Source organism: Streptomonospora salina, from assembly GCF_014204715.1.
In the GTDB taxonomy this organism is placed as follows: domain Bacteria; phylum Actinomycetota; class Actinomycetes; order Streptosporangiales; family Streptosporangiaceae; genus Streptomonospora; species Streptomonospora salina.
Genome location: NZ_JACHLY010000002.1, coordinates 422216 through 438921, shown reverse-complemented (window position 1 = coordinate 438921; position 16706 = coordinate 422216). Strand labels below are relative to the sequence as shown.

15 protein-coding genes are annotated in these 16706 nt (G+C 73.6%); 9 read left to right on the top strand and 6 right to left on the bottom strand.

Annotation, left to right across the window (positions count from 1 at the left end; translation table 11 throughout):
- Window positions 1-145 precede the first annotated feature (145 nt).
- Window positions 146-622, top strand: a complete 477-nt coding sequence (gene dut / locus HNR25_RS24815) for a dUTP diphosphatase (protein WP_376767565.1) — start codon at window positions 146-148, stop codon at window positions 620-622.
- A gap of 65 nt (window positions 623-687) precedes the next feature.
- A complete protein-coding gene (locus HNR25_RS24810; protein ID WP_184640413.1) occupies window positions 688-1488 on the top strand; it encodes a DUF3710 domain-containing protein in 801 nt (266 codons plus the stop codon).
- A 466-nt stretch (window positions 1489-1954) separates the two neighbouring features.
- On the opposite strand, the gene HNR25_RS24805 is transcribed toward HNR25_RS24810, so the two are convergent.
- Window positions 1955-3049 (bottom strand): serpin family protein, encoded by a 1095-nt coding sequence (locus HNR25_RS24805; RefSeq protein ID WP_184640411.1) that lies wholly within the window; start codon window positions 3047-3049, stop codon window positions 1955-1957.
- 190 nt (window positions 3050-3239) lie between these two features.
- Here HNR25_RS24805 and HNR25_RS24800 point away from each other — a divergent pair, with 190 nt between their 5' ends.
- Both HNR25_RS24800 and HNR25_RS24795 read left to right on the top strand, forming a co-directional pair.
- Window positions 3240-3506 (top strand): hypothetical protein, encoded by a 267-nt coding sequence (locus HNR25_RS24800; protein WP_184640409.1) that lies wholly within the window; start codon window positions 3240-3242, stop codon window positions 3504-3506.
- Between the two features lie 93 nt (window positions 3507-3599).
- A complete protein-coding gene (locus tag HNR25_RS24795; RefSeq protein ID WP_184640407.1) occupies window positions 3600-4415 on the top strand; it encodes a DUF3159 domain-containing protein in 816 nt (271 codons plus the stop codon).
- Window positions 4416-4534: 119 nt separating this feature from the next.
- On the opposite strand, the gene HNR25_RS24790 is transcribed toward HNR25_RS24795, so the two are convergent.
- Both HNR25_RS24790 and HNR25_RS24785 read right to left on the bottom strand, forming a co-directional pair.
- The gene (locus HNR25_RS24790) at window positions 4535-5206 is read right to left on the bottom strand and encodes a potassium channel family protein (protein ID WP_184640405.1); all 672 of its coding nucleotides are present in this window, start codon (window positions 5204-5206) and stop codon (window positions 4535-4537) included.
- Window position 5207: 1 nt separating this feature from the next.
- A complete protein-coding gene (locus HNR25_RS24785; RefSeq protein WP_184640403.1) occupies window positions 5208-5891 on the bottom strand; it encodes a potassium channel family protein in 684 nt (227 codons plus the stop codon).
- A 242-nt stretch (window positions 5892-6133) separates the two neighbouring features.
- On the opposite strand from HNR25_RS24785, the gene HNR25_RS24780 reads away from it, so the two are divergent.
- The 3 genes from HNR25_RS24780 to acnA all read left to right on the top strand — a co-directional run bounded on the left by HNR25_RS24780 (window position 6134) and on the right by acnA (window position 11992).
- Window positions 6134-7438, top strand: a complete 1305-nt coding sequence (locus HNR25_RS24780; protein WP_246464756.1) for a class I SAM-dependent RNA methyltransferase — start codon at window positions 6134-6136, stop codon at window positions 7436-7438.
- A gap of 91 nt (window positions 7439-7529) precedes the next feature.
- On the top strand, window positions 7530-8462 hold the full coding sequence (locus HNR25_RS24775; protein WP_184640399.1) for an LLM class F420-dependent oxidoreductase: 933 nt from the start codon (window positions 7530-7532) through the stop codon (window positions 8460-8462).
- Window positions 8463-9256: 794 nt separating this feature from the next.
- Window positions 9257-11992, top strand: coding sequence for an aconitate hydratase AcnA (gene acnA, locus HNR25_RS24770; RefSeq protein WP_184640397.1), 2736 nt, complete (start codon window positions 9257-9259; stop codon window positions 11990-11992).
- Between the two features lie 186 nt (window positions 11993-12178).
- On the opposite strand, the gene HNR25_RS24765 is transcribed toward acnA, so the two are convergent.
- The 3 genes from HNR25_RS24765 to sigK form a co-directional block, all read right to left on the bottom strand.
- Complete coding sequence (locus HNR25_RS24765; protein WP_184640396.1) at window positions 12179-12619, bottom strand: hypothetical protein; 441 nt, start codon at window positions 12617-12619, stop codon at window positions 12179-12181.
- Window positions 12620-12777: 158 nt separating this feature from the next.
- A complete protein-coding gene (locus tag HNR25_RS24760; protein WP_184640394.1) occupies window positions 12778-13581 on the bottom strand; it encodes an anti-sigma factor in 804 nt (267 codons plus the stop codon).
- Window positions 13578-14210, bottom strand: a complete 633-nt coding sequence (gene sigK / locus HNR25_RS24755) for an ECF RNA polymerase sigma factor SigK (protein ID WP_312862783.1) — start codon at window positions 14208-14210, stop codon at window positions 13578-13580. The genes HNR25_RS24760 and sigK overlap by 4 nt, the downstream gene beginning before the upstream one ends.
- 166 nt (window positions 14211-14376) lie before the next feature.
- Here sigK and HNR25_RS24750 point away from each other — a divergent pair, with 166 nt between their 5' ends.
- Window positions 14377-16179: a molybdopterin-dependent oxidoreductase gene (locus HNR25_RS24750; RefSeq protein ID WP_312862782.1), complete on the top strand. Its 1803-nt coding sequence runs from the start codon at window positions 14377-14379 to the stop codon at window positions 16177-16179.
- A 137-nt stretch (window positions 16180-16316) separates the two neighbouring features.
- Window positions 16317-16685, top strand: a complete 369-nt coding sequence (locus HNR25_RS24745) for a hypothetical protein (RefSeq protein WP_184640390.1) — start codon at window positions 16317-16319, stop codon at window positions 16683-16685.
- The last annotated feature ends 21 nt before the right edge of the window (window positions 16686-16706 follow it).

Genomic DNA, 16706 nt, shown 5'->3' with positions numbered 1-16706 from the left:
CGGGACGGTCCACGCCGTCGCGCTCCCGCGCCGCCGGACCGCGCCACCGGACCGCGCAGCCGGGCCGCCCCGCCGACGCCGCGGTGCGGCCCGGCCCCCGGTCGGCGTCCGACCCAGGCTCCGCACCGCGATAAGCTCGCTCAGTGTGAGTAACGGAACCCGCAGCGGCGGTGGGATCGAGATCCCCATCCACCGCCTCGACCCCGACCTGCCACCGCCGGCCTACGCACGCCCCGGCGACGCCGGCGCCGACCTCGTCACGACCGAGGACGTCGTCCTGGACCCGGGGCGGCGAGCCGTCGTCGGCACCGGAATCGCCGTCGCGCTGCCCGAGGGCTACGCAGGATTCGTGCACCCCCGTTCGGGGCTCGCGGCCAAGTACGGGGTGACGCTGGTCAACGCGCCCGGCACCGTCGACGCCGGCTACCGCGGCGAGATCCGGGTGACCCTGCTCAACACGGACCCCCAGACCCCGGTCAAGCTCGCACGCGGCGACCGCATCGCCCAGTTGGTCGTCCAGCGCGTGGAGCGGGCGGAGTTCCGCGAGGTCGACGCGCTGCCGGAATCCGTGCGCGGTGCGGACGGCTTCGGCTCCACGGGCGGCCACGCGGCGCACAGTTGACCACGACCAGCATTCCCGGTGCCGCATCCGCCGCCGGGGACGACCAAGCGGGAGAGGTGTAAGGCGTGTTCGGACGCCGACGCAAGAAGAAGGACGGCCAGGGCGCCGACGACACCGCCGAGACCCCCGGCGCGGGCGGCTCCGAGGTCGACTTCGCCGGTCGGCCCGAGGACCCGCCGGACCCGGAGAAGGACGCCGACCGCCACCGGGCGAACGGCCCCTGGGATTTCACGGAGCAGGTTCCCGATGCCCAGCGCATGGACCTCGGGTCGGTGCGTATCCCCGTAGGGTCGGGCATCGAGGTCCAGGTCAACGTCGCCCAGCAGCAGAACCGCATCATCGGCGTGACCCTGCGTACGCAGGGGTCGGCGCTGCAGGTGCAGCCCTTCGCCGCGCCCAAGTCCAGCGGGGTCTGGGAGGAGATGTGTGCGGAACTGCGTTCGCAGGTGACGTCGCAAGGCGGCAAGGTCGAGGACTTCGAGGGCACCTTCGGTCCCGAGCTGCGCGCGGTCGTTCCGGTCACGGGCAAGAAGGACGACGAGGGCCGCCAGATGGGCGAACGTGTGCGCTTCATCGGCGTGGACGGGCCGCGCTGGGTACTGCACGGGGTGATCCGCGGCGAGGGGGCGTCCAAGGCCGAAGCGATGGCCGAGGTCGAAGAGCTGTTCCAGCAGATCGTGGTGGCCCGCGGCGACACCCCGATGCCGCCGCGCGAGATGCTGCCGATCGTCGTGCCCCAGGAGATCCAGCAGCAGATGGCCCAGTCGGCGGCCCGGCGCAACCGCGCCGAAAGCGACGGGCAGGCCCCGGCCGGCGGCGGGCAGGCCGGCGACGGCGGAGAGGCCGGCGGCCGGTCCGCCTCCTGACGTGCTGCCCCGGGAACTCGGGAGCGCGGCCGGCGAGAACCCCGCGCCCGGCGGGACCGGGGCCGGCCGCGCCGCCGGAAATCCGGGTGCGGCGGCGGGTAGCGCGTCACTACCGTGGTCGGATGCTCATCAGACGAGAGACCGCCGCGGTACGCGCGGTGACCGCCGCCGCCTTCGCGGCGAACGTGCCCGCCGGCGCCCCGGCGGGCACCGAACCGGTCGAGGCGGTCCTGCTGGAGCGGCTGCGTGCTGACCCGGGCTGGCGGCCGGAGTACTCGCTGGTGGCCGTCGGCGCCGCGGCCTCGGACGGGGGCGCGGAATCCGCCGGCTCCAGCGGATCGGGAGCGGTGACCGGCCACGTCGTGTGCACCCGCGGGTACGTGGGAGCGGCCCCGGCACCGGGGCGCGTTCCGCTATGCGGAGCCTTTCGACCGGCTGTCGGAGTAGGCGGGCGGGCGGCGAGGCGTCATTCCCGGGCCGGTCCCGGGTCGCGGGGCTCGGCGACCGACCCCAGGAACAGCATCGCGGCCCGGCGGCGCAGCACGAAGGCGAACGGGCGGTCCGCGGCGAAGCGGACGGGCTTGCCGGTGACCGCGGCGACCGTGCGCATCACCACGGCCGTGGCGGCCGCACCTTCTGCGCCCTTCTCGTCCGCGCGCAGCACCGCCTCGTGGACGACCTCGTCGATGCGCAGCGGGCGCGGGGAGACGCCGGTGAGGTCGGCTCGGTCGGTAAAGGCCGTGGGGGCGCCCGCGGCGGCCACGGGCTGCGACAGCGCCGAGCGGGAGCGTGCTTCGAAGCGCGGCATCGAGAGGTCGACGTCGGCGGGGGCCGCGCGGTCGTAGAGCTCCGCCAGCGCGTCGGGCGTCGGAGCGGTGCCCCGTTCGGGGCGGTCGGGCAGCAGCACGTCCATGGCGAGGTCGTGGACCGCCGGCAGCGTCGCCATGCGCCAGCCCGCCGCCGCTGCGTAGGGGCGGCGCGCCCGGCTGCGCATCATGGGCACCCGTCGCCGGCCCGAGGGGGAGCGGAAGGGTTTGGGCGCGGTCGCCGCGGTGTCGAAGGGCTCGGACCAGCGCATGCGCACCCACAGCGCGTTGAGCAGCAGTGCCTGGGTGGAGGTGGCTACGTCGCCGGGCAGCAGCGGTTCCTCGATCAGGCCGCGGGTGACGTCGGCGGCCTCGGCGTTGGCCTGCCGGCGCACGCGCTCGGGATCGCCGGCGAAGTCGGCGGTGTGCACCGCCGAGCCGGGCCGGGCGCGCACGGCGGCGTCGAACTCCGCGAGCAGCGGGAGATCGTCGCGGATCCACAGGGCGGTCGAGGCCGCGAGTTCCGGCCCCGGGGACACGGCGTCGTCGAGCGCGGCGAGATGCCCGCGGATGTCGCGGCCCAGCAGCTGTTCGAGTTCGCGGCGGGTGGTGCCGCGCGCGCCGGTGGCCACCAGCCCCAGCGCGCCGGCGACCGACAGCGGTGACCACGCCCGTTCCCGCAGCCCCGCCTGCTCCAGCGCGGAGTCGAGCCGCAGAGCGAAGTCGCGGTGGTCGGGGCGCAGGGATACGGGCATCGCGCACACTCCAAGACGTCTGTCGGCGGGACACCGCCGACCGGCTCTGCGGCCAGGCTAACGCCCCGGCTCCCCGCGTCGCCGGGGGCCCTCGGCACCCGGAGTGGTCGAGGCGACGCATTCGGCGAGCGTCGACGCGAGATCGGCGGGCGCTTGATCTGAGCCTTCCGTCGAATGGGGAGCGCTTTCCGTGCCGTGCTCCACGGTGGCCGGCAGCGCGCAGGTGCGCGCCCACGCCGACGGCGGGGGCGGCACCGCCGTGGCCGACGTCGCCGCACGGCTGCGCGGCCTGGCCCGGATCCTGGCGAGCTGCCTCCTGCTCGCCGCGGTGGTCGTCGGCAAGCGCGGAGGCGCGTGCCCTCCGCGCACGACCACGGAGGCGGCCGCCGCCATCGGCCCGGGCGGTCCCGGGCGACACGGGCGGCGGACGCTTTTCCGGCGTATCCGCACGGCATAGGGGGCGGATGCGGACGTATCGCTGCGCAGCGCTGAATACCGCCGGCGCGTTGTTCTAGGGTGGAAGCCGTAGCCGACCCAGATCGGGAGCTGTATGACCGACCACGAGCGAGCCGCCGAGCCCGCCGATTCCGCCGGTGGGCGGACCGACGAGGCCTCCGGCGACTCCGACGAGGCGCCGGCGGCGCGCGAGCAGGTTTCGGAGCAGACGGTCGAGGCCGTCGTCCGCCAGCAGCTGTCCAAAGCCCTGGGCGGAAAGCGCGGCATGCTCGAAACCGCCGTGCCCACCCTGGGCTTCACGTTCTCCTACCTCGCGTTGGAGGACCTGCGCACGTCGCTGGCGATCGGGTTCGCACTCGCGATCGCGCTGGGGGCCGTGCGGCTGGTCCAGCGCTCCTCGGTGCAGTTCGTGGTCAACAGCCTCTTCGGGATGGCCATCGCCGCCGTCTTCGCGCTGCGCAGCGGCGAAGCCGAAGACTTCGCACTGCCCGGCATCATCTACAACGCCGTCTACGCGGTCGTGCTCACGCTGACCGTCCTCCTCCGCTGGCCGGCCATGGGGCTGCTGATCGGCGCGGTCACCGGCGACGTCACCGCCTGGCGCCGCAACCCCGCGGTCGTCACTCTCAGCTCCCGGCTGACCTGGCTGCTGGTGCTGCCGTGCGTGGTGCGCGTGGCGGTGCAGCTTCCGCTGTGGGCGGCCGAGAGTTACGGCGTGGCCAGCACCTTCGCGCTGCTGGGCATCTCCAAGATCGCGCTGGGATGGCCGCTGCAGGTGGCCGCGTTCGCCGGCATGGTGTGGCTGCTGGCGCGCGGGCGCACGCCGGTCGACTCCGACGACGCGTTCGCGGCGGCGGCCGACGCCGATGCCGAGTCCGACGACGCCCCGGTCGAACCGCGGGGGAGCTAGGCACCTTCCGGTCCGTGCCGGGCGGTTCCGTTGCCGCGTTCTTCCGCGAGTCGCGGTCCCCCGGGGCCGCACCGGAGCGCGGGAGGCCGGCGCCGCTCCGATCCCCGGCCCCGGTTGTGTCAGTCCTCGGCGGCCAGCAGCGCGCCGAGTTCGTCGACCGAGGCGGCGCTGCTGAGGAACACCAGGTCGTCACCGCCCTGCAGCGGGGTTTCCGGATCCGGTTCGCGGGCGCGGCCCTCGCGTACCAGGGCGACCAGCACGATGCCCTCCGGCAGCTTCGGCACCAGCTCACCCACCCGGCGTCCGCCGTGCGGAGAGCCCTCGGGGAGCGTGAACTCCAACAGGTCGGTCTGGGGCAGCGAGAGGGCGTTGACAGCATCGGCGCCCCCGTCCTCCTCGTCGGGCTCCTCGACCAGCGCCGCCATCATCCGCGGCGGCGAGACGGCCACGTCCACGCCCCAGGATTCGGAGAACAGCCACTCGTTGTGCGGGTCGTTGATGCGGGCGACGACCCGGCCGACTCCGAATTCGGTTTTGGCCAGCAGCGACACCACCAGGTTGACCTTGTCGTCGCCGCTGGCGGCGACCACGGAATCGAATCCGGCCAGCCGTGCGTCCTCCAGCGACGACAGTTCGCAGGCGTCGGCCAGCAGCCACTCCGCCCGCGGCAGCTCGTCCACCCCGATGGCGCGGGAGTCGTGGTCGATCAGCAGGACTTCGTGGCCGCTGCCGCTCAGCTCGGCCGCGATGGAGCGCCCGACGCTGCCGGCTCCGGCGATGGCGACGCGCATCCTAGCCTCCCTGCCTGTCGTCGCCCGCCTCGCCGAGGCGGGCCTGGATCCGGTCGATGTCCTCGGCACGGGTGAGTACGTGCAGCACGTCGCCGGCCTGAAGCGTCTCGTCGCCCCGGGGCAGCAGCACGTGCCCGGCCCGCACCAGGTAGGCCACACGCAGCGGGAAGGCGCCCTCCATCTGCTCGACGCGCCGGCCCACCCAGGAGCCGCTCAGCGGAGCCTCGGTCATCACCAGGCTGCCGGAGGGGTCGCGCCACAGCGGACCCACGTCCAGGCCCGGGGAACCGGGTACCAGCCGACGCAGGATGGTGTCGGCGGTCCAGTGCACGGTGCCGACCGTGGGGATGCCGAGGCGCTGGTAGACGGCGGCGCGCCGCGGATCGTAGATGCGCGCCGCGACGTTCTCGACCCCGAAGGTCTCCCGCGCCACCCGCGCGGTGATGATGTTGGAATTGTCGCCGCTGCTCACGGCGGCGAAGGCGGAGGCCGACTCGATGCCGGCCGCCACCAGCACGTCGCGGTTCTGGCCCGCGCCGCCCACGGCGGCCTTGGCGGTGGCCGGACGCAGTCTGCGGAACGCCTCGGGCGCCTGGTCGATCACGGCGACCGTGTGGCCCCGGTCCTCAAGCGTGTGGGCGAGCGTGGAGCCCACACGCCCGCATCCCAAGATCACGATGTGCACTGCTCACTCGCTTCTGCCGTCGCTGCACGGGCCGGGCGCGGGTGCCGCCCGCCCCTGGGCGACGGTATACCCATATGGGCGTGTGCGGGAGCGGGCGCGGCGGCCGGAGCGGGGTATCCCGCAGCGCCTGTCGGGTGCGCACGCTCGGCTACAGTGGGCTGCGATGGGCGGTGGCGCTGCGTGGGGGGTCACCCGCGCGAAACCCGTACCCACCACCCACCGTCTCCCGGAGGTCGTCTGCGTTGAGTCCTGCCCGAAATCCCGATACCGCCGCGAGCGAAGCGGCCGCCGGCCTGGTCGGCACCGAGCTGGAGCTGCGCGTGGACGGGGTCGCCCACGGCGGCTGGTGCGTGGGACGCGACGGCGAGCGCGTCGTCTTCGTCCGGCACACGCTGCCCGGCGAGCTGGTGCGCGTACGGGTGACCGAGGAGACCGCCCGGTTCCTGCGTGCCGACGCCGTCGAGGTGCTGGAGGCGTCGCCCGACCGCGTCGAGGCGCCCTGCCCCTTCGCCGGACCCGGCAAGTGCGGCGGCTGCGACTGGCAGCACGCCTCGCTGGAGGCCCAGCGCCGGCTCAAGGGCCACGTGGTCTCCGAACAGCTGCGCCGCATCGCCAAGATCGACCGCCGGGTGGAGGTCGAGGAGATGCCCGGCGCCCCCGACGGGCTGGGCTGGCGCACCCGTGTGCGTTACGCCGTCGACGACGAGGGCCGCGCGGGGCTGCGCCGACACCGCTCGCACGAGATCGAGCCGATCGACCGCTGCCGCATCGCCCACCCGCGCGTCGACGAGCTCGGCGTGACCGAGTTGGAGTGGCCGCGGATGCGCGACGTGGAGGCGATCGCCTCCGCCACCACGCGCGACACCGCTCTGGTGGTCAATCCCGACGGCGCCAAGCTGCCCGCGCTGCCCGAGCCCAAGGCCTCGTCGGCGGTGCTGCGCCGTTTCAGCAACGGCCGGGTGCAGCAGGTGCGCGGCCGCCGCCACATCCGCGAGCAGGTGGGCGAGCGCGAGTTCCGGGTCAGCGCCGGCGGGTTCTGGCAGGTGCACTCCTCGGCGGCGCGGGTGCTGTCGGAAGCCGTCGTCGAAGCGCTGGCGCCCGAACCCGGCGAGACCGGGCTGGACCTCTTCTGCGGCGCAGGCCTGTTCGCCGCCGGACTGGCCGAGGCTGTGGGGCCCGAGGGGCGGATGCTGGGCGTGGAGAACGACGCCGAGTCGGTCCGCGACGCCCGGTACAACCTGCGCGACATGCCCTGGGTGCGGGTGGCCCACGCCGACACCGACGCGCAGCTGCGCGAGTGGGTGGACATGCGCGTGGACTTCGCCGTGCTGGACCCGCCGCGCACCGGCGCCGGCACCGTCGTGGCGCGCCAGCTGTCCGAACTGCGCAATCGCCGGGTGGCCTACGTCTCCTGCGATCCGGCGACGCTGGCCCGCGACCTGGCGGCGTTCATCGAAGAGGGCTATGAGCTGACCGAGCTGCGCGCTTTCGACTCCTTCCCGATGACCCACCACGTGGAGTGCCTCGCGGTGCTGCGGCGCGACTGAGGGGCCCGTCGGGCCGCATCCGGCGCACACGCCGGGGACGGCCGTGCGTTTCGGTTCGGTCTGGGCGCCCGGCGGTACGACAATGGGTGCCATGCGCTTGAGGATCTTCACCGAACCGCAGCAGGGCGCCAGCTACGACGCGCAGCTGGCGGTGGCCAAGGCGACCGAGGACCTGGGGTTCGACGCCTTCTTCCGTTCCGACCACTATCTGAAGATGGGAGGCGTGGACGGCCTGCCCGGGCCGACCGACTCCTGGGTCACTCTCGCCGGACTGGCGCGGGAGACCACGCACGTGCGCCTGGGCACGCTGATGACCGCCGCGACGTTCCGCCACCCCGGCCCCCTCGCCATCTCGGTGGCCCAGGTGGACGCGATGAGCGGGGGCCGCGTCGAGTTCGGGTTCGGCGCCGGCTGGTACGAGGACGAGCACACCGCCTACGGGATCCCCTTCCCCGCCTCCGCGCGGGAGCGGTTCGACCGCTACGAGGAGCAGTTGGACGTCATCACCGGCCTGTGGGCCACGCCGGTGGGCGAGACGTTCCGCTACGAGGGGCGCCACTACCGCTTCGCCGAGGGGCCGGCGCTGCCCAAGCCGCAGCAGGAGCCGCGCCCGCCGGTGCTCATCGGCGGCACGGGCCCCACCCGCACGCCGCGGCTGGCGGCCGACCACGCCGACGAGTACAACGTGCCGTTCGCCGCGGTCGAGGACACCGCGGCCGCGTTCGGCCGGGTGCAGGCTGCGGTGGCCGCGGCCGGCCGCAGTGCGCCGATGGTCTACTCCGCCGCGCAGGTCGTCTGCTGCGGGCGCGACGAGTCCGAGTTCAAGCGCCGGGCGGCGGCGATCGGCCGCGATCCCGACGAGCTGCGGCGCGACGGGCTCGCGGGCAGCCCGGCCGAGGTCGTGGAGAAGCTCGGCCGGTTCCACGAGATCGGCTGCGAGCGCGTGTATCTCCAGGTGCTCGACCTGTCCGATCTGGACCACCTGGAGTTGATCGCGGCGCAGGTCTCGCGCCAGCTCCAGTAGTCGGGGGGCGATCGGGCCGTCCCGGCCCTCAGGGCGCCGGCGGAGCGGTGTCCTCGGGGCCGCGGGCCCGGTCGCCACCGCGCCGCGCGCCCGGTGCCGCCGCGTTCCGGCGGCGCCGGGCGCGCGCGGAGGCGTTCGGCCCGATCCCGGCGGCGAGCGTCAGGATCCCCAGCGGGATGGTCCGGTAGGGCGAGCCCGCGTCCGCCGCCTCGCCGGCGCCGGGCGAGAGCGACGTGATGGTCCCCCAGGCGGTCAGTGCGATTCCGCCGAGGACGAAAAAACGAGTGTGTCGCGCAGTGAGCGCATCGCGGGGGCTCTGAGAGGTCGGCGCGTCGGGTGGCGGAGGAGGAGGCGGGGTGCGCCGCGGCCCGGGTGTGCCGTACGCACCGTCCGGGCCGGGTCCGTGCCGGGTTCGGACGCGGCGCATCCGGCCGGCGTTCCCCGCCGGGGCGCCTCGGGGCGCGCAGCCGGTCCCGCGCCCGGCCTTCCACAAGGTAACTTGATGTCGAGATACTGTCTTGGATAGCTTGATATCGAGATAAAGTGAGGCGACAGGACGGGACGGGCCGCATCGGCCGCCCTCGCGCGCAGCCGTGCCACGTGCCGGGCCCCGGAATGCGCGCGGCGCCGGTGACCGCTCGGACACCGCTGGTAGAACGGGGGAACCGGCGTGCCGCGGGGTGGTGCCGCAGCGCACTCACGGCCATCTCGATAAGGGCAGCCTCAGTGATGTCCCGGCTTCTGCGTTACGGCAGGATTCCGGGAGAAAGTGGCGAGATCAGGAGGCAAACACCGTGTCCGCGAACAGCTTCGGCAGCCGTGACACGCTCCGCGTTGGCGAAGAGTCGTATGAGATGTTCCGCTTGGACGCCGTCGAAGGCTCCGAGCGGCTTCCCTACAGCCTCAAGGTGCTGCTGGAGAACCTGCTGCGCACCGAGGACGGCTCGAACGTCACCGCCGAGCACATCCGTGCCCTGGGCCAGTGGGACGCCCAGGCCCAGCCCACCGAGGAGATCCAGTTCACCCCCGCGCGGGTGATCATGCAGGACTTCACCGGTGTTCCGTGCGTGGTCGACCTGGCCACCATGCGCGAGGCCGTCGGCGAGCTCGGCGGCGACCCCGCGAAGATCAACCCGCTCGCGCCGGCCGAGCTGGTCATCGACCACTCGGTGGTGGTCGACATCTTCGGCCGCCCCGACGCCTTCGAGCGCAACGTCGAGATCGAGTACGAGCGCAACCATGAGCGCTACAAGTTCCTGCGCTGGGGCCAGACGGCCTTCGACGAGTTCAAGGTCGTCCCGCCCGGGACCGGAATCGTGCACCAGGCCAACATCGAACACCTGGCCCGGGCGGCCATGGTCCGCAACGGCCAGGTCTACCCCGACACCTGTGTGGGCACCGACTCCCACACGACCATGCAGAACGGGCTGGGCGTCCTCGGCTGGGGCGTCGGGGGCATCGAGGCCGAGGCCGCCATGCTCGGCCAGCCGATCTCCATGCTCATCCCCCGGGTGGTCGGATTCAAGCTGACCGGATCCCTGCGTCCCGGAACGACCGCCACCGACCTGGTGCTCACCGTCACCGAGATGCTGCGGGAGCACGGCGTCGTCGGCAAGTTCGTGGAGTTCTACGGCGACGGTGTGGCGTCGGTTCCGCTGGCCAACCGCGCCACGATCGGCAACATGAGCCCGGAGTTCGGCTCCACCGCGGCGATGTTCCCGGTCGACGAGGAGACCATCCGGTACATGGAGCTGACCGGGCGTCCGGAGTCGCAGACCCGGCTGGTCGAGGCCTACGCCAAGGAGCAGGGCCTCTGGCACGACCCCGCGCGCGAGCCGGTCTTCTCCGAGTACCTGGAGCTGGACCTCGGCGACGTCGTGCCGTCGATCGCCGGCCCCAAGCGGCCCCAGGACCGCGTCGCGCTGTCCTCGGCCAAGCCGACCTGGCGCCACGACGTGCAGAACTACGTCATCAGCCCGGTCGACGAGGCCTCCGACGAGTCGTTCCCCGCATCCGACGCCCCGGCCCGGCCCGACAACGGCCAGCGCCCGAGCAACCGGGTTCCGGTCACGCTCGCCGACGGCACCACGACCGAGGTCGACCACGGCGACGTGGTGATCGCCGCGATCACCTCCTGCACCAACACCTCCAACCCCTCGGTCATGCTCGGCGCGGCCCTGCTGGCCAAGAACGCGGTGGAGAAGGGCCTGACCAGCAAGCCGTGGGTCAAGACCTCGCTGGCGCCCGGTTCCAAGGTCGTCACCGACTACTACGAGCGCTCCGGTCTGACCCCCTACCTGGACAAGCTCGGGTTCAACCTGGTCGGCTACGGCTGCACCACCTGCATCGGCAACTCCGGGCCGCTGCCCGAGGAGATCTCCGCGGCGGTCCAGGACAACGACCTCGCCGTCACCTCCGTGCTCTCGGGCAACCGCAACTTCGAGGGCCGGATCAACCCCGACGTCAAGATGAACTACCTGGCTTCCCCGCCGCTGGTGGTGGCCTACGCCCTGGCCGGGACCATGGACCTGGACCTGACCACCGAGCCGCTGGGTACCGGCGTCGACGGCGAGCCGGTGTACCTGGCCGACATCTGGCCCGCGCCCGAGGAGATCGAAGAGGTCATGGCCTCCGCGATCGCCTCGGACATGTACGAGAGCGCCTACGCCGACGTTTTCGCCGGCGACGAGCGGTGGCAGTCCCTGCCCACGCCCACCGGCGACACCTTCGAGTGGGCCGACGATTCCACCTACGTGCGCAAGCCCCCGTACTTCGAGGGAATGGGCGCGAGCCCGGAGCCGGTCTCCGACATCTCCGGCGCCCGGGCCCTGGCCAAGCTCGGCGACTCGGTCACCACCGACCACATCTCGCCGGCCGGCGCCATCAAGCCCGACAGCCCGGCGGGCCAGTACCTCAAGGAGCACGGAGTCGCCCGCAAGGACTTCAACTCCTACGGTTCCCGGCGCGGCAACCACGAGGTGATGATCCGCGGGACCTTCGCCAACATCCGCCTGCGCAACCACCTCGCGCAGGGGACCGAGGGCGGATACACCCGCGACTTCACCCAGGCCGCCGACCCCGCCGACGCGCCCGTCACCTACATCTACGACGCGGCGCAGAACTACGCGGCCCAGGGCACCCCGCTGGTGGTGCTGGGCGGCAAGGAGTACGGATCGGGCTCCTCGCGCGACTGGGCGGCCAAGGGCACCCGCCTGCTGGGCGTGCAGGTGGTCATCGCCGAGTCCTACGAGCGCATCCACCGCTCCAACCTGATCGGCATGGGCGTGCTGCCGCTGCAGTTCCCCGCGGGCCGGTCGGCCGACTCGCTCGGGCTGACCGGCGAGGAGACCTACTCCATCACCGGTATCACCGAGATGAACGAGGGCGGCGTGCCGTCCACCGTCAAGGTCGCCACCGACACCGGGGTCGAGTTCGACGCCGACGTGCGTATCGACACCCCCGGCGAGGCCGGCTACTACCGCAACGGCGGCATCCTGCAGTACGTGCTGCGCCAGCTCATCGACGAGTAAGGGCGCGTTCCGCCCGCGGCCGCCCGGCCGCATGAGGACATCCCGGGGCCGCCGTCCGTCACATACGGGCGGCGGCCCCGGCGGTATCCGGCACCGGCCCCGCGACCGGGCCGCGGGGTCTGCTCGCCGGCCGCCCGGGCGCCCCTGCGGGGGCGGACCCGTGACCGGGCGCCCGCCGCCGTGTCCTCAGCGTCGGGTGCCGGCGACGCTTCCGGTGGTCGCCCCGGTGGGGTCGACGGCGATGCAGGTGGCCTCGCGGCCGTCGAGAGCCGTGGCCATCTCGAATTCGGACTGGGGGAGTCCGGTGCCGACGTAGTGCTCGAACTCGTAGCCGCACTCCGTGTCGGCCGTGGCGCCCAGTTCGTCCTCGCTCAGCTGGTCGCCGTCCGGTATCGCGATGCGGGCGTAGATCTCGCCGTGGTGGGGCCGGTCGCAGGCGGTGGGAGTGAAGTCGGCGATCCCGCCGCTGCCCGCGTCGCCGTCCAGGCAGGTGCCGACGTCGAGGCGGTAGACACTGTCCGACGGGACGGCGAAGGGATTCACGGCGCAGCCCGCCAGTACGGCGGCGGCCGCAACGGAGCAGGCGCCGGCGGTGCGCGTGACGCGCGGTCCTGGTGTCGAAGGCATGGGGGTCTTCCTTCGGTCGGGGGAGGGGAGCCGGGGCCGTGCTCCGGCGCTCGTGGGAGGCGGCGGCGGTGCGCTGCGACCTCCGGAGCGAGTGTAGAGACTCCCGCTGTCCGGCGTCCGCGGCACCCCGCCGCCCCGCGCCCCTGCGGAACCCGTGCCTAGAGCTCGACCTTCATCGGTTCTTCACTCGGCTCGGGCATGCCGCCCGCCGGTTCCAGGCTGATTCCCAGCTGCCGGGCGGATCCCATGTCCCCGGCCATCCCCGAGTACATGCCCGCCCCGGAGCGCTCCAGCATCCCGGCCGAGCGCATCCCCGAGTCGTCGACGTACCACATCTGGTAGTCCATGTCCTCCGGCGGCACCGGAAGGCCCTTGACCATGATCATCACCGTGTCGTTGCGGTCGGAGGTGAACACGGTCGCCTGCGCCCGGCTGTGGCTGACCGGCTGTTCGGCCATGCTGGTGTCGGACGAGGCCAGCAGCGCCTCCACCTCGGCCGTGTGCTCGCTCATCTCCGCCATGCGCTGCTGCATGGACACGATCGTCGCGCCCAGCACCACGGCGAGCACAGCGCAGGCCGCGGCCAGCAGCCACGGGAGCCGACCGCCGCGCCGGCGGGAGGCCGTGTCGAGGACCCGGGCGCCGCCGTCGGCGCCGCCGCCCGGGTCGGAGCCGCGTCCGCCGTCGCCGCTCTCGGCCTCCGGCCGGGAGTCGGACGTGTCCGGCGGCAGGGGGCGTACGTCGGACACCGCCGCGCGCAGCCGCTCCCAGACCGCCTCGGGCGGGCGCTCGGCCTGCGCGTAGGCCAGCCGTACCGTCGTGGCGCGGAATTCGCCCAGGTCGCGTCGGCAGTCGGCGCACTCGTCGACGTGGCGCCGCGCGCGTTCACGCTCCGCGCCGCTCAACGCGTCGACCGCATAGGCGGCTGTCAGTCCGTGCACATCGTGCTCCCGGGCACTCACACCATCACCCCCAGGCAGTCGCGCAGCCGGATCAGCCCGTCGCGCAGACGGCCCTTCACCGTGGTCAGCGGCACCCCCAGCAGCTCGGCGGTTTCGCGCTGGGTGTAGCCGGTGTAGTAGGTCAGCCGCACCGCCTCGTTCTGCACCTCGGTCAGCCGGTGCAGGCAGCGGCGCACCTTCTCCCGCTCCAACCGGTGCTCCACCTGCTCGGCGACGTCCTCGGGCGGGGACGACTCCGGCGCCATGCGGCCGGCGGCCTCCATGCGGGTGGCCGCCGACTGCTCCGCGCGGACCCGGTCCACGGCGCGGCGGTGGGCCAGAGTGAGCACCCAGGCGCGTATGCCGCCCCGGCCGGGGTCGAAGCGTGCGGCCAGGCGCCACAGCTCGGTGAACACCTCCTGGGTCACCTCCTCGGCCTGGGCCCGGTCCAGCAGGACACGGCGGGCGAGACCGAACACCGGGCCCGCCAGCTCGCGGTAGACCTCTTCGAACGCGTCGAGTTCACCCAGGGCGGTGCGCTGCAGCAGAGCGACCAGTCGGCGCTCGTCGTCGGGACCGCCGGTGCCGCCCGCCGCGCTGCCGGCCGACTGCTTGCGGTCCGGCGGCTGCGCCGGTATCGCGTGTTCCACTCGTGCCACCGTCCTCGGCTCCGACACCGTTCGTCGTATCCATTCCAGTCTGCGTTCGGAGCCGGTCCGGCCGCGGCGACCGCGCCGCCCCACCCGCACCACGAGTGTTATATTTCCGTTATCGAAGCCGGGGTCTCCATGCCGGATGCGGATCCGAAGCAGGGGCGTGTCTGATCATGAAACCACTCCGCCGACGGAACCGTCGGCCGCGCAGCCGGTGCAGCGCCCCCGCCCGCGTGTCGGCGCGCTGTGCGGGCTCGTCGCCGCCGGCGCCGCCCTGGGCACGGCCGAGGTCGCCGCGGCGTTCCTCCGGCCCGACGCCACCCCGCTGATCGCGGTCGGGCAGGCGGTCATCGACCTCACGCCGCAGGAGCTGCGGGAGTTCGCGATCTCGGCGGTAGGCGAGGCCGACCGGCCGCTGCTGGTCGCCGGAACGGCGGTGCTGCTGGCGCTGCTGGCGGCGGCGACCGGCGTCGGCGCCCTGCGGCGGCCGCTGATCGGAGACGCCGGCATCGCGGCACTGGCCGCGGTCTCGCTGGCCGCCGCGCTCACCCGGCCCGAAGCCGACGCGCTGTATGCCCTGCCGTCGGCGGCGGGCGGTGCTGTGGCACTGGTCCTGCTGCGCGTGCTGGTGCGCACCGCACCGGTGCGGGCGGCCGACGCCCTCGCCTCCGGGCAGGAGGCCGCCGGAGCGTCCGCCGCGCCGGCGGCCGAGCCCGCCCGGCCTCCGGAGACCGCGGAATCCTCGGAGGCGCCTGAAGCCGCTGAGGCTCCGGAGGCGCCTGAAGCCGCTGAGGCTCCGGAGGCCGCGACGGTCACCGGTGCCGCCGAGCGTGCCGCGCCCGCTGCGGACACGGCGGGCGCGCCGCCGAGAGGCCCCGCTTTCGACCGCCGCAGGTTCGCGCTCCTGGCGGGCGGCGCGGCCCTGGCCTCGGCCGGCGCCGGTGCCGGCGGGCGCTGGTGGGCCGCCTCGCGGGCGGGGGGAGAGGCGAGCCGGGAAGCGGTCCGGCTGCCCCGCCCCGATTCCCCGGCGCCGCCGCTGCCCGACGGGGCCGAACTCGACGTGGACGGGCTGAGCCCGTTCTTCACTCCCAACGGCGACTTCTACCGGGTCGACACCGCCCTGTCGGTGCCGCGCGTCGACGCCACCCGCTGGCGCCTGCGCATCCACGGGCGCGGAGCGCGCGAGGTCGAATACACCTACGCCGACCTGGTGGAGCGCTCCGACCTGGCCGAGCGCGACGTCACCCTGGCGTGCGTATCCAACCGGGTCGGCGGTACCTACGTCGGCAACGCCCGCTGGATCGGCGTACCGATCGCCGCACTGCTGCGCGAGGCGGGGGTGCGCCCTCCCGGCGAGGGCGGCCCGGCCGACCAGCTCGTGTCGCGCTCCACCGACGGCATGACCATCGGGACGCCTGTAGAAGCGCTGATGGACGGCCGCGACGCGCTCCTGGCGCTGGGGATGAACGGTGCGCCGCTGCCCGCCGAGCACGGCTTTCCGGCGCGGGTGGTGGTTCCGGGCCTCTACGGCTACGTCTCGGCGTGCAAATGGGTCGATGACATGGAACTCACCACCTTCGACGCCTTCGACGCCTACTGGATACCGCGCGGCTGGTCCCAGCGGGCGCCGATCAAGACGCAGTCGCGCATCGACACCCCCCGCGAAGGTGCGCAGGTGAGCGCGGGCGCCCTGCCGATCGCGGGGGTCGCCTGGGCCCAGCATGTCGGTGTCGACGGCGTCGAGGTGCGCATCGACGACGGCCCGTGGCGGGCCGCGCGCCTGGCCGCCGAGGACACCGCCGACACCTGGCGCCAGTGGGTCCTGGAGTGGGACGCCGAACCCGGCGACCACACCGTCAGTGTGCGTGCGACCGACAAGTCCGGCGCTACGCAGACCGCCGAGGAAGCGCAGCCGGCCCCCGACGGGGCCACCGGCCACCACACCGTGGCCGTGACGGTCACCTGAGCGGCGTCGGCACAGCGCCGGCGCCGCTCCACCCGCCCCCGCGGGGCCGCAGCGGCCCCGCGGGCCGCGCCCGCCGCGTCCGGCGGCGGGCGCACAGCGCAACCGTAGGAACACGTATCGAACGCGAGGAGACACCCATGCCCACCGCATCGCTGAGCACCCTGCGCCGCCTGGTAGCCGTCGGAGCCCTCGGCCTGGCCGCCGTGTTCTCGCTGGCCGCCTGCAACGACGGCGAAGGCGGAAGCGGCGACGAAGTCACCACCGAGCAGGACGGCGCCGAGCAGCAGGGCGAGTCCGGCGACGAGGACATGGAAGACGAGGGCGGCGACGAGCAGATGGAGGACGGCGAGGACCCGTCCATGGACGGGGAGTCCGGGGACGGCATGGACGAGGGCGGCGACGAGCAGATGGAGGACGGCGAAGACGCGTCCATGGACGGGGAGTCCGGGGACGGCATGGACGAGGGAGACGAGATGGACGGCGAGGAGGAGATGGACGACCGGTAGGACCGGATGCGGGGCCTGCGG

Coding starts and splice junctions, on each gene's coding strand:
- HNR25_RS24805 (WP_184640411.1), bottom strand. CDS start 3,049: ATGCCCGTATCCCTGCGCCCCGACCACCGCGACTTCGCTCTGCGGCTC.
- HNR25_RS24795 (WP_184640407.1), top strand. CDS start 3,600: ATGACCGACCACGAGCGAGCCGCCGAGCCCGCCGATTCCGCCGGTGGG.
- HNR25_RS24790 (WP_184640405.1), bottom strand. CDS start 5,206: ATGCGCGTCGCCATCGCCGGAGCCGGCAGCGTCGGGCGCTCCATCGCG.
- HNR25_RS24775 (WP_184640399.1), top strand. CDS start 7,530: ATGCGCTTGAGGATCTTCACCGAACCGCAGCAGGGCGCCAGCTACGAC.
- HNR25_RS24765 (WP_184640396.1), bottom strand. CDS start 12,619: ATGCCTTCGACACCAGGACCGCGCGTCACGCGCACCGCCGGCGCCTGC.
- HNR25_RS24745 (WP_184640390.1), top strand. CDS start 16,317: ATGCCCACCGCATCGCTGAGCACCCTGCGCCGCCTGGTAGCCGTCGGA.